The following is a 12491-nucleotide window of genomic DNA, read 5'->3' as shown; positions in this document are numbered from 1 at the left end:
ACTATGGATATCTCCGCGAACCAGATCGCCGCCGCAGCAGCCGCCACAGTCGCCGCATCCGCAACCACGCAGCACGCCGTGCTCGCCACGCACGGCCTGAGCATCCGCTTCGGCGGGCACGTGGCCGTCAATGGCGTGAGCGCGGCATTCCAGGCCGGCACGCTCACCGCCATCGTCGGGCCCAATGGCGCCGGCAAGACCACTTACTTCAACCTGGTCTCGGGACAATTGAAGCCGACGGCGGGCAGCGTGTTCCTGAACGGCGAAGACATCACGAAGCTCGCGCCGTCGCAGCGAACGCGGCGCGGCATGGGACGCGGCTTCCAGCTCACCAACCTGTTTCCGCGCCTGTCGGTGCTGGAGAACGTTCGCCTCGCGGTCCAGAGCAAATCCGGACTGGGCTTCAACATGATGTCGATGTGGGTCAACCACAAGGAGCTGCTGGAAGCCGCCGAACATTGCCTGCACGAAGTGCGGCTATACGCCCGCAAGCATGAGCCGGCCTCTTCGCTGTCGCACGGCGACCAGCGCAAGCTCGAAGTCGGCATCCTGCTTGCGCTTGGCGCCAGTGTCTTCATGTTCGACGAGCCCACCGCCGGCATGAGCGTCGACGAAGTGCCGGTGGTGCTGGAACTGATCCAGAAAATCAAGGAGCAGGAAGGCAAGACGATCCTGCTGGTGGAACACAAACTCGACGTCATCCGTTCGCTCGCCGACCGCATCGTGGTACTCCATAACGGCGCTCTCGTGGCCGATGGAAAGCCTGCGGAAGTGATGGCATCGGATATCGTCAGGGAAGCCTATCTCGGCGCAAAGGTGGCTCATGTCTGAACCCTTGCTGAAACTGGAAGGCGTGCACATGCACGTCGGCCAATACCATATTCTCCAGGGCGTCGATTTCGCCGTCCCTGCGTCCGGCATGACCGTGCTGCTTGGCAGGAACGGCGCCGGCAAGACCAGCACCCTTCGCACCATCATGGGTATGTGGCATGCGAGCAGGGGAACGGTGCGCTTCGACGGGAAAGACATTACCGCATCGGAAACGCCGGACATCGCGCGCGCCGGCATCGCTTACGTGCCAGAGAACATGGGCATCTTCTCCGACCTGACGGTGCGCGAAAACCTGTACCTTGCCGCCCGTGCGGGCGAGATGGATACGCAACGGCTGGAATGGATTTTTGAGGTCTTCCCGGCGCTCAAGCGTTTTTGGCAAAACCCCGCGGGGACCTTGTCGGGCGGGCAGAAACAGATGGTTGCGATCGCCCGAGCCATCATTGAACCTCGCAAGCTGCTGTTGGTGGACGAACCGACCAAGGGGCTCGCCCCCGCCATCGTGCAGCACCTGATGGAGGCGTTCCAGCAGTTGAAGACGAAAGACACGACCATCCTTCTGGTCGAGCAGAATTTCAATTTCGTGCGCAATCTCGGGGATACCGTCGCTGTGATGGACGATGGCCATATCGTGCACGCCGGAACCATGGCCGAACTTGCCGAGGATGCCGATCTGCAAGAGCGCCTGCTCGGCCTGAGCCTGGCGGAAGAACATTAGGAGAAACGCGATGAGCGCGATACCTCAACCCCTCGCCGCGCCGGAGCTGCAGGCATTGCCCGGCGTGCGAGCCGATTACGTCCCCGTTCTGATCCTCGTCGCGCTGATGCTCGTTGCCTTGCCTCTGGTCGGCAGTTTCCCTTCATGGGTGACGCTGACAGTGGCCGGGCTTGCCATGGGCATGATGATCTTCCTGATGGCGAGCGGCCTGACGCTGGTGTTCGGGCTGATGGATGTGCTCAATCTCGGGCACGGCGCATTCGCCTCGGTGGGTGCGTTTGCGGGAACGCTGGCCCTGTTTCCGATGCAGTCCTGGCTGCAGGCCGATTCGGCCTTGCTCAATCTCGCGGTGCTGGCGATCGCCGCAGTGGTGGCAATGCTGGTGACCGGCATTCTCGGGCTGCTGTTCGAACGCGTCGTGATCCGCCCGGTGTACGGCCTGCACCTGAAGCAGATCCTGATCACGATGGGCGGCATGATCATCGCGGAGCAGATGATCATGGTGCTGTGGGGGCCACAGAACCTCACCATGCCGGCGCTCAAGGCGTTCAGCGGCACCTTCGCGATCAATGACATCGCGATCGAGAAATTCCGCATGGTCATCGTTGCGCTCGGGCTGCTGGTCTTCCTCGCGATGCACACCGTGCTCAACCGCACCAAGGCCGGCCTGCTGATCCGTGCCGGCGTGGAGAACAGCGAGATGGTGGAAGCGCTCGGCTATCGTGTGCGCCATCTGTTCATCGGCGTCTTCGTGGTCGGCTCTGCCCTGGCTGGCCTGGGTGGGCTGATGTGGGCGATGTACCAGGTGACGGTGACGGCAGCGATGGGTTCCGAACTGCTGGTGCGAGTGCTGATCGTGATCGTCATCGGCGGCATGGGTTCTGTCGGCGGCTGTTTCGTCGGCGCGCTGATGATGGCGCTGGTGACCAATTACGTCGGTTTTCTCACGCCGGAGTGGGTGCCGGTGGCCGACATCCTGCTGATGGTGATCATCCTGATGTGGCGTCCCAAAGGCCTTTATCCCGTTGCGAAACGATAGGAACCGATCATGTTTGCCAGCCTCCTCTCAAAAGATTTCCCGCGCAGCCGATCCTTGTCTGTGCTGCTGGTCGCCATCGTACTTGGCCTGCTGTTCCTGCCCTTCATGGTGCAGGGCGTGCGCCCGCTCAATACGGCCGCCACGATCTGCGTCTACATCCTGCTGGTTGCGTCGTATGACTTGGTGCTGGGCTATACCGGCATCGTGTCCTTCGCGCATGGCATGTTCTATGCGATCGGCGCCTATGGCCTCGCGATTGCGCTCGATAGCGTGGGGCCGCAGTGGAGTTCCATGCTGCTGGGCGTCGGTCTGGCCGTGACGGTTTCGGTCGTGCTGTCGCTGGTGATCGGCACCTTCGCCCTGCGCGTCCAGGCGATTTTCTACACCATGATCACACTTGCGGTGGCCAGCGCCTTCGGCGTGCTCGTCATCAAGCTGTCCGGCTTTACCGGCGGCGAGGACGGTCGCAGCTTCTCGGTGCCGGAGGTACTCAGTCCGGGCTTCCGCCTGGTCGAAAATGAAGTGATGGGCGCGGTCATCAACGGGCGGCTGATAACCTACTACCTGATCCTGCTCGCGGTCGTGGTCCTGTTCCTGCTGATGTTGCGGGTGGTGAATTCGCCCTTCGGCAGCGTGATCCAGGCCTTGCGCGAGAACCAGTTCCGCGCCGAGGCAATCGGCTATCGCGTCATGTTGTACCGCACCGCGTCGAATTGCCTCGCCGCTGCCGCAGCGACCTGCGCTGGGGCGCTGATGGCGCTGTGGACGCACCAGGTGGGGCCACAGACCACGGTCGGTTTCGCGATCATGATGAATGTCCTGCTCATGAGCGTGATAGGTGGCATGGGTACGCTCTACGGCGCAGTCATCGGCGCCACCTTGTTCGTTCTGGCGGAGAACTACCTGCAGCTTGGCATGAAGCAGGTGCATGCGCTCGTGTCTGGCGTGCCTGTCATCAGCAACCTGTTTCACCCGGACCGCTGGATGTTGTGGCTGGGGGTGTTTTTCGTGCTGTCGGTCTATTTTTTCCCGACTGGAATCGTGGGGAAATTGCGGGAACGGCGCATGAGGGCGGAAATGAAAATCTGAAACGATGGTGGGAGTTCTGTTTTTCCCCATTTTGGCGCCTGCGGGCGCCATTTTTTATGCCGATCGGTCTTCTGCCTGTATCTGGCACCCGGAAAGAATCCAATGCTTGTCCGGATTACAATGGACATCGCGCAGGACAATCGATCTTTCCTCTCTCGTCCTGCACACCGTTAAGTCCATTTCCGGGGGAGCAGCACTGACGATCGCGTGCTGAAAAACTGGCCGGACAATGTCAAACGCTGCAGTCAATGTTGCCCGTGCCTGCAGCACGACCTGATACAAGGAACTCGAACCACATGCCCCATGCCGCTCCGCTTATCACCACGATTGCCACCGCATTAGGATTGGCCCTATTGCTGGGATTTCTTGCCGTCCGGCTCAAGCTTCCTGCCCTGGTCGGGTATCTCCTGGCCGGCGTGTTGATCGGCCCTTTCACGCCGGGATTCGTTGCAGATTCACACCTCGCAAGCGAACTTGCCGAGATCGGCGTCATGCTTCTGATGTTCGGGGTCGGATTGCATTTTTCCTTGAAGGATCTGCTGGAAGTGCGAAAGATTGCGCTGCCCGGCGCGGTCCTTCAGATTGCCGTGGCGACCGCGCTCGGCGCGACGGTGGCGACGGCATGGGGATGGAGTCTTGGCAGCGCGCTGGTGTTTGGCCTGGCGCTTTCCGTAGCGAGTACCGTCGTGCTGCTGAGGGCGCTGGAGGCGCACGGCATCCTGGAATCGGTCAACGGGCGCATTGCCGTCGGCTGGCTGATCGTGGAGGATCTGGCGATGGTGCTGACACTGGTGCTGCTGCCCGGCCTAGCGGGCTGGCTGGGCGGCAAATCGGACGACGGCAATGTCTGGATGACGCTTGGCCTGACCTTGCTGAAGGTATCGGCCTTCATCATCTTGATGCTGGTGGTCGGTCGCCGCGTCTTCCCCAAGCTGCTTTGGCAAGTCGCCCGCACCAACTCACGGGAATTATTTGTCTTGTGCGTCGTGGCCGCAGCGGTGAGCATTGCATACGCCGCCGCCAGGCTGTTTGGCGTGTCGTTCGCACTGGGCGCTTTTTTTGCCGGCATGGTCCTGCGCGAATCCGAGTTCAGCCAGCGCGCCGCCGAGGACTCGCTGCCATTGCGCGACGCGTTTGCCGTATTGTTTTTCGTGTCCGTCGGCATGCTGTTCGACCCGATGATCCTGATCCGGGAACCGCTGCAAGTGCTCGCAGTCATCGGCATCATCATTTTCGGAAAATCCATCGCCGCGGCCGCGCTCGTCCTGGCCTTCCGCTACCCGCTGAATACCGCGCTGACCGTGTCGGCCAGCCTGGCACAGATCGGCGAATTTTCATTCATCCTCGCCGGTCTGGGAGCAAGCCTGGGATTGCTCCCGCCCGAGGGGCAAAGCCTGATCCTTGCCGGCGCGCTGATCTCAATTGCGCTCAATCCGCTGATATTTACATTGATGCAACCGCTGCAGGCGTGGCTGCAATCGCGTTCGATCACGGCAAGATTGCTGGAGCGCGCCGACGATCCCTTGGCGGAACTGCCCATGTCGACGCACGAGAAATACCTTTCAGGGCAAGTCGTGCTGGTCGGATACGGCCGCGTCGGGCGCCGGCTCGGGGCTCGCCTGCTGGAGCACGAGATTCCCTTCGTGGTGGTGGACCAAAACCGGGAACTGGTGGAGCGGCTGAGAAAGCTGGGCGTGGCGGCCGTTTCCGGAGACGCGGCGGAGGCGGCCGTTCTGATCCAGGCACACATCACCCGCGCCAGTATGTTGGTAATTGCCATTCCGGATACATTTAATGTCAGACAGATGCTCAGTGCCGCGCGCACGCTCAATCCGGGAATCGAAATCGTAGTGCGCACCCACAACGAGGAGGAGGCGAGACTGCTCGAACGCGAGTCCGCCGCGACGACCTTTCTGGGGGAGGAGGAACTTGCACGAGGCATGGGCGGCCATGTGCTCGGGCGGTTCGGGAAGAAATCATGAGAATCGAAATTTAGCTTCCATTGAGCATGTCGCGTCTGTTCAAGCTCATCCGCCGATGATCGACGGCACGGCTTACCGCAGCCAATTGACGCAAGAGCATCTCGCGAAACTTGCGTACATTCTCCGAATACCCCACGCTTCGGAGCCGCGCCATGCCACGACAGTACACGGATGAACAACTGGCTGAGATCGCCAGGCCATTCGAAGCGCATGCGATCGACGCGCTGCAGGCCGGCGACATCATCCGCGTACGCGAGCTGCTCAAGGAAATGGCTGCCGGGCATTTGGGGCTGGACGCCTTGTCGGTGCACACGCTGGCCCGCAAGATCGGCAAGCTGCGGCAGGATTTCACGGAAGAGGAAGCGCGCGCGGCCCTGCTGCGCATTAGCCATGAACTGATGCGGACCTGGATCGACCAGTTCCGCGAGGGCGATGAACGCGACGCGATCGGCGCGCTGGTGGAGGTCCACAAATACCAGGGCGGCGCACAGCTGCATTGCTCGGAGACAGAAGACGAGGTCGTGGTCGACCTTGCGCCCTGCGGTAGCGGCGGCAGGCTGGAGCAGCAGGGAGTCACGAAAAAATATCCGCAATGGTATGCCGGATGGTCGGACGGCGTGTCGGGCTACTGCCAGGGCTGCAAGGCGCACCAGCAGGCGCTGAACGATGCGGTCGGCGAACCCGTCTGGACGACCGAGAAAGGCGCGGACGGGCATTGCCGCATGCGTTTTCGCAAGCACCGCCATCAGGGTCAGCGTCTCTTCAGTGACACCGAACTGGATCAGCTTGCGAAAACCCGCGTGCAGCAGATGCAAGACAAGCTCGATGCCGGCGATCATGACATCGTGCCGTTGCTGCACGGGCAGCGCAAGGAGTGGAAGCCGTGGCACGACTTCGCGGTGTGCTGGCTCGAATTCTTCTATGGCAATGCGCTTGCGACGCGCGGCACCGATTATCTTGATGAGACGCTACGCGCCACCTACGAACCGGCGTTCGAGATCGGCCTCCCGCGCTATGCCGCGATGAGCGATGATGAACTGGTGCGCGAGATCGCAAAGACCTGGAACTACCATTGCGCCGACTTCACGCTGCGCGAGGAAGATGACCGCTTTGTCTTTGTGCTCGATCCCTGCGGCAGCGGCGGACGGCTGCTGCGCGGCGAAATGTGGCGCGACATGTTCCGCTACGGCCAGCCGCTGGCGCCTTTCATCGCCCTGCCGCACAACATCACCTTCGGGCGCAGCGAGGCGCCCGCCTACTGCACGCACTGTGCCGCCTCCAACCGCGCACAACTGAAAGCCGGGCCGTTCTTCTTCGTCATCGACGGCCATGCGCAGATGAAGCCGGGGCAGGCTTGCCGCCAGTTTTCCTACAAGAAGGGCATTTCCCGCCAACAGGTCGACCCCGCTCTGCTCGCGCAGATCGGGATGCACTCCGGCCCGGCGTCCAACAACAACGTGTGAAAGAAAGCGAACATGAACCGCGTTCCCATCAAGAATCCATTCGACCTCACTGGAAAAGTTGCGCTGATCACCGGTTCCACCATGGGCATCGGCGAAGGCATCGCACGCGTCCTGGCACAACAGGGCGCACAAGTCATCATCAGCAGCCGCAAGCAGGACGATTGCGATCGCGTTGCGGCGGAATTTCGCGCGCAGGACCTGCATGCCGACGGCAAGGCCTGCCATATCGGCAAGATGGAAGACATCGCCGAGATGTACCGCCACATCGACGAGAAATACGGCCAGATCGACATCCTGGTCAACAACGCCGTGCTCAGCCCCTGGCGCACCATCGAAGACACCGAGCCGGGCCTGTTCATGAAAGCGGTCGAGGTGGACCTGCGGGGTTACTGGTACATGTCCACGGAAGCGGCCAAACGCATGGCGCAGAAGGGCAGCGGCAGCATCATCAATATCTCCTCCATCTCCGCGCTGCATCCGGACAAGATGCTCAGCCTGTATTCCACGCTCAAGACCGCGCTGATCGGCATGAGCCGCGCCTTCGCGATGGAGTACGGCAAGCAGGGTGTGCGCGCCAATACGATCCTGCCCGGCGTATTCCCGACTAGGCTGGCGGATGCCTTCGACGAAGAAACCACGCGCCGCATGCTGGAGAAGATCTGCCTCGGCCGCTTCGGCGCGGTGGAAGAAATCGGCTATGCCGTGCTGTACCTCGGCTCGGCGGCGGGTGCCTACACAACGGGCGCAAGCCTGGTCGTGGACGGTGGCTTCTCCGTCCCAGTGCTGTGACGATAGGCAGAGAGGGGACATCATGAAGCTCAAGGATAAAGTGGTCGTTGTCACCGGCGGCGGCAATGGCATCGGCGAAGCGATGGCGCGTCGGTTTGCGCAGGAAGGCGCGCGCGCAGTCGTGGTGGCCGACCTGGATGGGGAGGCCGCGGCGCGCGTCGCAAGCGAGATCGGCGGCGTCGGCGTGAAGGTGAACGTGGCCGTGGAAAAGGAACTTGTCGCGCTGGTCAATGACACGCTAGCCCGATACGGGCATATCGACCTGTTCTGCTCGAATGCGGGCGTGTCGATCGGCCAGGGTCTGGAAACCACAGATGCAGGCTGGGAAAAGGCTTGGTCGGTGAATGTGATGGCGCATGTGTATGCAGCGCGTGCCGTTCTTCCGTCCATGCTGGAGCGCGGCGAAGGCTATTTGTTGCAGACGGCGTCGGCCGCAGGCCTGCTCTCGATTTCCGATGCGTCCTATGCCGTCACCAAGCATGGCGCGGTGGCCTTCGCGGAGTGGTTGTCGATTACCTACGGCGACCGCGGCATCAAGACGAGTTGCTTCTGCCCGATGGGTGTGCGCACCAACATGCTGCTGGGTTCGGTCAGCGAGGTCGATCAGCCGGCGCTGCTGGCAACGGCCGTGTCGCCGGAAACCGCAGCGGATGCGGTATTGCGCGGGCTGGAGGAGGAGCGCTTCCTGATCCTGACGCATCCGGAAGTGCTGGAATACGCGCGCCGCAAATCGGCCGACTACGACCGCTGGCTGAACGGCATGCGCCGCTTCCAGAAGCGTTCGCCGTCCGAGGCCTGAACCATCGAGGGGACACGACAATGGATTTTCAGCACAGCAGCAAGGCCCTGGCGTTGCAGGAGAAGCTCGCCGGCTTCATGGACAAACACGTCTACCCGGCCGAGCATACCTATTACGAGCAGCTTGTCACGGTCGATCGCTACGACAGTCCGCCGATCCTGGAGGAATTGAAGCGCAAGGCGCGCGACGCCGGCCTGTGGAACCTGTTCCTTCCCGGCGATCATGGCGCCGGCCTCAGCAACCTGGAATACGCGCCGCTGGCGGAAATCATGGGCCGGGTCGAATGGGCATCGGAAATCTTCAATTGCTCGGCACCCGACACCGGCAACATGGAAATTCTCTCCTTGTACGGCACGCCCGAACAGAAAAAGCAATGGCTGGAGCCGCTGCTGCACGGCGAGATCCGTTCCGCCTTTTCGATGACGGAACCGGCAGTTGCTTCCAGCGATGCGACCAACATCCAGTGCGAGATCCGGGGTGACGGCGATACGTACGTGATCAACGGACGCAAATGGTTCAGCTCAGGCGCGCTCAACAAGCGCTGCAAGCTGCTGATCGTGATGGGCAAGACGGATGCCGCCAACCCGGACGTCCACACGCAGCAATCGATGATCCTGGTGCCCAAGGACACGCCGGGTGTGCGCATCGTGCGCGACATCACCGCCTTCGGCTACGACGATGCGCCGCTCGGCCACCCGGAAATCGTGTACGAGAATGTGCGCGTTCCGGCATCGAACCTGCTGCTGGGCGAAGGGCGCGGCTTCGAAATCGCGCAGGGCCGGCTCGGGCCGGGGCGCATTCATCACTGCATGCGGCTCATCGGCGCCGCACAGCGCGCACTGGAGGTCATGTGCAAGCGCGCGGAGTCGCGTAGCGCCTTTGGCCGCAAGCTGTCGGAACAGGGCTCGGTGCGTGAAGACATCGCGCATTCGTATTGCGACATCGAGCAGGCCCGCCTCCTGACCCTGAAGGCAGCCGACAAGATGGACCGCGAAGGCAACAAGGCTGCGCGCGACCTGATCGCGGCTGCAAAGATCGTCGTGCCGAGCATGGCCTGCCGCGTCATCGATCGTGCCATCCAGGTGCACGGCGGGATGGGTGTGTCGCAGGACACCTTCCTGCCGAAAGCCTATGTGTATGCGCGCTTCATCCGTATCGGCGATGGGCCGGACCAGGTGCATCTCGCTGCGTTGGCAAAGCAGCTCGTGCGCCAGCACGCCGCTCGCTGATGCGTGCATGACAAAAAACCAATTCCGCTCTCCAGGAGAGTTACGATGAAGGAACTATGCGCCGACCTGCTTGCCGAATATCAGGCACTGGCCGAACTCGCGGCGACGATGAGCCCCGCGCAGTGGGACAAAAAGACGCAGTTTTATGGCTGGACGCCGTGGGATGAAATCGCGCATCTCTGCTTTTTCGACGAGACCGGCCTGCTGGCGGCAACCGATGCCGCTGCCTTCGCCGACAACACGCGCGAACTGCAGCAGGAACTCGACAAGGGCACCGAGATCAGCGCCATTACCCGGAAACGCTTCGGTCATCTCGATGGCGCGCAGCTGCTTGCCTTGTGGCAGGAGCGATTCAATGCGCTTGTCACCGCGCTGGCTACCATGGACCCGAAAGCACGCTTGCCCTGGTATGGACCGATGATGAGCGCGCGCTCCTTTGCGACCGCGCGCATGATGGAAACCTGGGCACATGGACAGGATGTCTACGATTGTCTCGGCGTGCGCAGGCCGGCTACCGACCGGCTGAAGCATATCGCGCACATCGGCGCGACCACTTTCGGCTGGACCTTTGTCAATCGCAAGCTCCCGGTGCCGGAAGTGAAACCTTATATCGCTTTGCGTGCGCCCGGCGGCGATACCTGGACCTGGAACGAGGCTTCCGACCGCGACTACGTGCGCGGCAGTGCGGAGGACTTCTGCCTGGTGGTGACGCAGCGCCGCAATGTGCGCGATACGCAACTGGAATATGCCGGCGATGTCGCATCGGCATGGTTGCCGATTGCGCAATGTTTTGCCGGACCGCCGGCGCACGGACCGGCGCCGGGCGTGCGCGCCATCCACTACTGAATCATGCGGATGACGAACAGCGAAGGTGCAGGCCCTGCGTTGGCGCAACGAGCCGGAGAGACACTCGGCCTGGAACATGAAGCGGAAATCGACGGCTATCTCGCGACCTTGCGTGAACGTCTGGGCAAGGACTGTCTCTCCGATTTCGCCTTTTCCAACCTGTACCTGTTCCGCGCCACGCACGCTTACCGCTATCTTCCGGGGCCGTATCCTTGTGTCGCCGGCACGGCCTACGACGGAACGCGGCATCTGCTGCCATTGTTCGATCTCGCATCGGCGCCATTCCACGACATGCGCGCACTTCTCGCCGGACATGACTGCTTCTTTCCGATCGCTGCGGAGACCGCCGCGCGCCTCGACCGGAACCGCTTCATCCTGAGCGCATCCGGCGACGATGCTGACTATATCTATCCCGCCGAGAACTTCCGCTCGTATCGCGGCGAACTCCTGCGCAAGAAGCGCAATCTGATGCAGCAACTGCTCGGCAGCACGCCGGTGCATGCGCACTTCCTGACGCCTGAGCGCATGAATGACGCCTTGCAAGTTCTTGAACAATGGATGCGCGACAAGGGCAAGGCAGCGGGCGAAGCCGATGCATTGCCGTGCCGCGAAGCCTTGCAGCTATCCAGCCATTTCGGCTTCGAAAGCATGATCTACTATGTGGACAATGCGCCAGCCGGATTCCTGATCGCGCAACGGCTTTCCGCCTCCGTTGCCGTGATGCGGTTTGCGAAGGGTAACGATGCCTACAAAGGCATCTATCAGTACATGTTCCACCATTACTGCATGCACACGAAAGACATTGCGTGGATCAACTTCGAACAGGACCTTGGCCTCGCCAATTTCCGCCAGACCAAGCGTTCCTACCAGCCATCCGCAATGCTTGCCAAGACACGGGTGAGGATCAGCGCCTGAACGCGGCAGCCCCGCAGCGCAGGCTGCGAGCGGCTCCCAGCCACTTTACGCAAGACGCCCGGACGCAAGACCAGTAACTTTTCAAGTGTGGACATCTTCCGCGTCCCAACGAAAATACAAGCAAACGCACATGGCCTACATCGAAACCAATATTTCCACCAGCAGCGAGACCTACCAGGCGAATCGCACCGGCATGCTCGCGCTGCTCGGCAGGGTGCGCGAACTCGAGGAACGCACCCGCCAGGCATCGGCCGCCTCGCGGCACCGCTTCGAAAAGCGCGGCCAGCTCCTGCCGCGCGAGCGCCTGTCCTTGCTGCTGGACCACGGCGCGCCCTTCCTCGAGCTGTGCACCCTCGCGGGCTACGGCCTTGACGTGCCCGACCCCGACAAGAGCGTGCCCGGCGGCGGCCTGGTGGCCGGCATCGGCTATGTCTCCGGCGTGCGCTGCATGGTCTGCGCCTCCGATTCCGGCATTGATGCCGGCGCCCTGCAGCCGCGCGGGCTGGACAAGCAGCTGCGCGTGCAGGAACTCGCGCTGGAGAACCGGCTGCCCTATGTGCAGCTGGTCGAGAGCGCCGGCGCCAACCTGATGGCCTATCGCGTCGAGGAATTCGTGCGCGGAGGCAACCTGTTCCGCAACCTGGCGCGCCTGTCCGCCGCCGGCCTGCCGGTGGTCACCGTCACGCACGGTTCGTCCACGGCAGGCGGCGCCTACCAGACCGGCTTGTCGGATTACATCATCATGGTGCGCGGCCGCTCGCGCGCCTTCCTGGCCGGCCCGCCGCTGCTGA

12 protein-coding genes are annotated in these 12491 nt (G+C 62.2%); all 12 read left to right on the top strand.

All coding sequences use genetic code 11. The features are described from left to right. Positions 1 to 3: 3 nt before the first annotated feature. Positions 4 to 831, top strand: coding sequence for an ABC transporter ATP-binding protein (locus VJ698_RS19940; protein ID WP_414691193.1), 828 nt, complete (start codon positions 4 to 6; stop codon positions 829 to 831). Next, positions 824 to 1549, top strand: a complete 726-nt coding sequence (locus VJ698_RS19935) for an ABC transporter ATP-binding protein (RefSeq protein WP_324104565.1) — start codon at positions 824 to 826, stop codon at positions 1547 to 1549. The genes VJ698_RS19940 and VJ698_RS19935 overlap by 8 nt, the downstream gene beginning before the upstream one ends. 10 nt (positions 1550 to 1559) lie before the next feature. Further along, entirely contained in the window at positions 1560 to 2588 is a 1029-nt protein-coding gene (locus VJ698_RS19930; protein WP_324104564.1) for a branched-chain amino acid ABC transporter permease, read from the top strand. A gap of 9 nt (positions 2589 to 2597) precedes the next feature. Further along, positions 2598 to 3677, top strand: coding sequence for a branched-chain amino acid ABC transporter permease (locus VJ698_RS19925; RefSeq protein WP_324104563.1), 1080 nt, complete (start codon positions 2598 to 2600; stop codon positions 3675 to 3677). Between the two features lie 296 nt (positions 3678 to 3973). Next, a complete protein-coding gene (ybaL, locus tag VJ698_RS19920) occupies positions 3974 to 5659 on the top strand; it encodes a YbaL family putative K(+) efflux transporter (protein WP_324104562.1) in 1686 nt (561 codons plus the stop codon). 152 nt (positions 5660 to 5811) lie between these two features. Continuing rightward, positions 5812 to 7122 (top strand): hypothetical protein, encoded by a 1311-nt coding sequence (locus VJ698_RS19915; RefSeq protein ID WP_324104561.1) that lies wholly within the window; start codon positions 5812 to 5814, stop codon positions 7120 to 7122. A gap of 12 nt (positions 7123 to 7134) precedes the next feature. Next, positions 7135 to 7911 (top strand): SDR family oxidoreductase, encoded by a 777-nt coding sequence (locus VJ698_RS19910; RefSeq protein ID WP_324104560.1) that lies wholly within the window; start codon positions 7135 to 7137, stop codon positions 7909 to 7911. Between the two features lie 22 nt (positions 7912 to 7933). Then, entirely contained in the window at positions 7934 to 8710 is a 777-nt protein-coding gene (locus VJ698_RS19905) for an SDR family oxidoreductase (RefSeq protein WP_324104559.1), read from the top strand. Between the two features lie 20 nt (positions 8711 to 8730). Continuing rightward, positions 8731 to 9939 carry an acyl-CoA dehydrogenase family protein gene (locus VJ698_RS19900; protein ID WP_324104558.1) on the top strand — a complete coding sequence of 403 codons (1209 nt, stop codon included), beginning with the start codon at positions 8731 to 8733 and terminating at the stop codon, positions 9937 to 9939. A 45-nt stretch (positions 9940 to 9984) separates the two neighbouring features. Then, positions 9985 to 10785, top strand: coding sequence for a TIGR03084 family metal-binding protein (locus VJ698_RS19895; protein WP_324104557.1), 801 nt, complete (start codon positions 9985 to 9987; stop codon positions 10783 to 10785). A gap of 9 nt (positions 10786 to 10794) precedes the next feature. Then, positions 10795 to 11700, top strand: a complete 906-nt coding sequence (locus VJ698_RS19890) for a phosphatidylglycerol lysyltransferase domain-containing protein (protein ID WP_324104556.1) — start codon at positions 10795 to 10797, stop codon at positions 11698 to 11700. Between the two features lie 193 nt (positions 11701 to 11893). Further along, on the top strand, positions 11894 to 12491 hold a 598-nt coding region (locus VJ698_RS19885), incomplete at its 3' end, for a carboxyl transferase domain-containing protein (RefSeq protein ID WP_414691194.1).

The sequence above is a fragment of the Noviherbaspirillum sp. genome (genome assembly GCF_035254685.1).
Taxonomy (GTDB): domain Bacteria; phylum Pseudomonadota; class Gammaproteobacteria; order Burkholderiales; family Burkholderiaceae_D; genus Noviherbaspirillum.
This window is presented reverse-complemented; position numbering and strand designations above follow the sequence as displayed.

Excerpts from the sequence above, each read along its gene's own strand:
- VJ698_RS19890 (WP_324104556.1), top strand. The coding sequence starts at position 10,795 with ATGACGAACAGCGAAGGTGCAGGCCCTGCGTTGGCGCAACGAGCCGGA.
- VJ698_RS19900 (WP_324104558.1), top strand. The coding sequence starts at position 8,731 with ATGGATTTTCAGCACAGCAGCAAGGCCCTGGCGTTGCAGGAGAAGCTC.
- VJ698_RS19935 (WP_324104565.1), top strand. The coding sequence starts at position 824 with ATGTCTGAACCCTTGCTGAAACTGGAAGGCGTGCACATGCACGTCGGC.
- VJ698_RS19940 (WP_414691193.1), top strand. The coding sequence starts at position 4 with ATGGATATCTCCGCGAACCAGATCGCCGCCGCAGCAGCCGCCACAGTC.
- VJ698_RS19895 (WP_324104557.1), top strand. The coding sequence starts at position 9,985 with ATGAAGGAACTATGCGCCGACCTGCTTGCCGAATATCAGGCACTGGCC.
- VJ698_RS19910 (WP_324104560.1), top strand. The coding sequence starts at position 7,135 with ATGAACCGCGTTCCCATCAAGAATCCATTCGACCTCACTGGAAAAGTT.
- ybaL (WP_324104562.1), top strand. The coding sequence starts at position 3,974 with ATGCCCCATGCCGCTCCGCTTATCACCACGATTGCCACCGCATTAGGA.
- VJ698_RS19915 (WP_324104561.1), top strand. The coding sequence starts at position 5,812 with ATGCCACGACAGTACACGGATGAACAACTGGCTGAGATCGCCAGGCCA.
- VJ698_RS19930 (WP_324104564.1), top strand. The coding sequence starts at position 1,560 with ATGAGCGCGATACCTCAACCCCTCGCCGCGCCGGAGCTGCAGGCATTG.
- VJ698_RS19925 (WP_324104563.1), top strand. The coding sequence starts at position 2,598 with ATGTTTGCCAGCCTCCTCTCAAAAGATTTCCCGCGCAGCCGATCCTTG.
- VJ698_RS19905 (WP_324104559.1), top strand. The coding sequence starts at position 7,934 with ATGAAGCTCAAGGATAAAGTGGTCGTTGTCACCGGCGGCGGCAATGGC.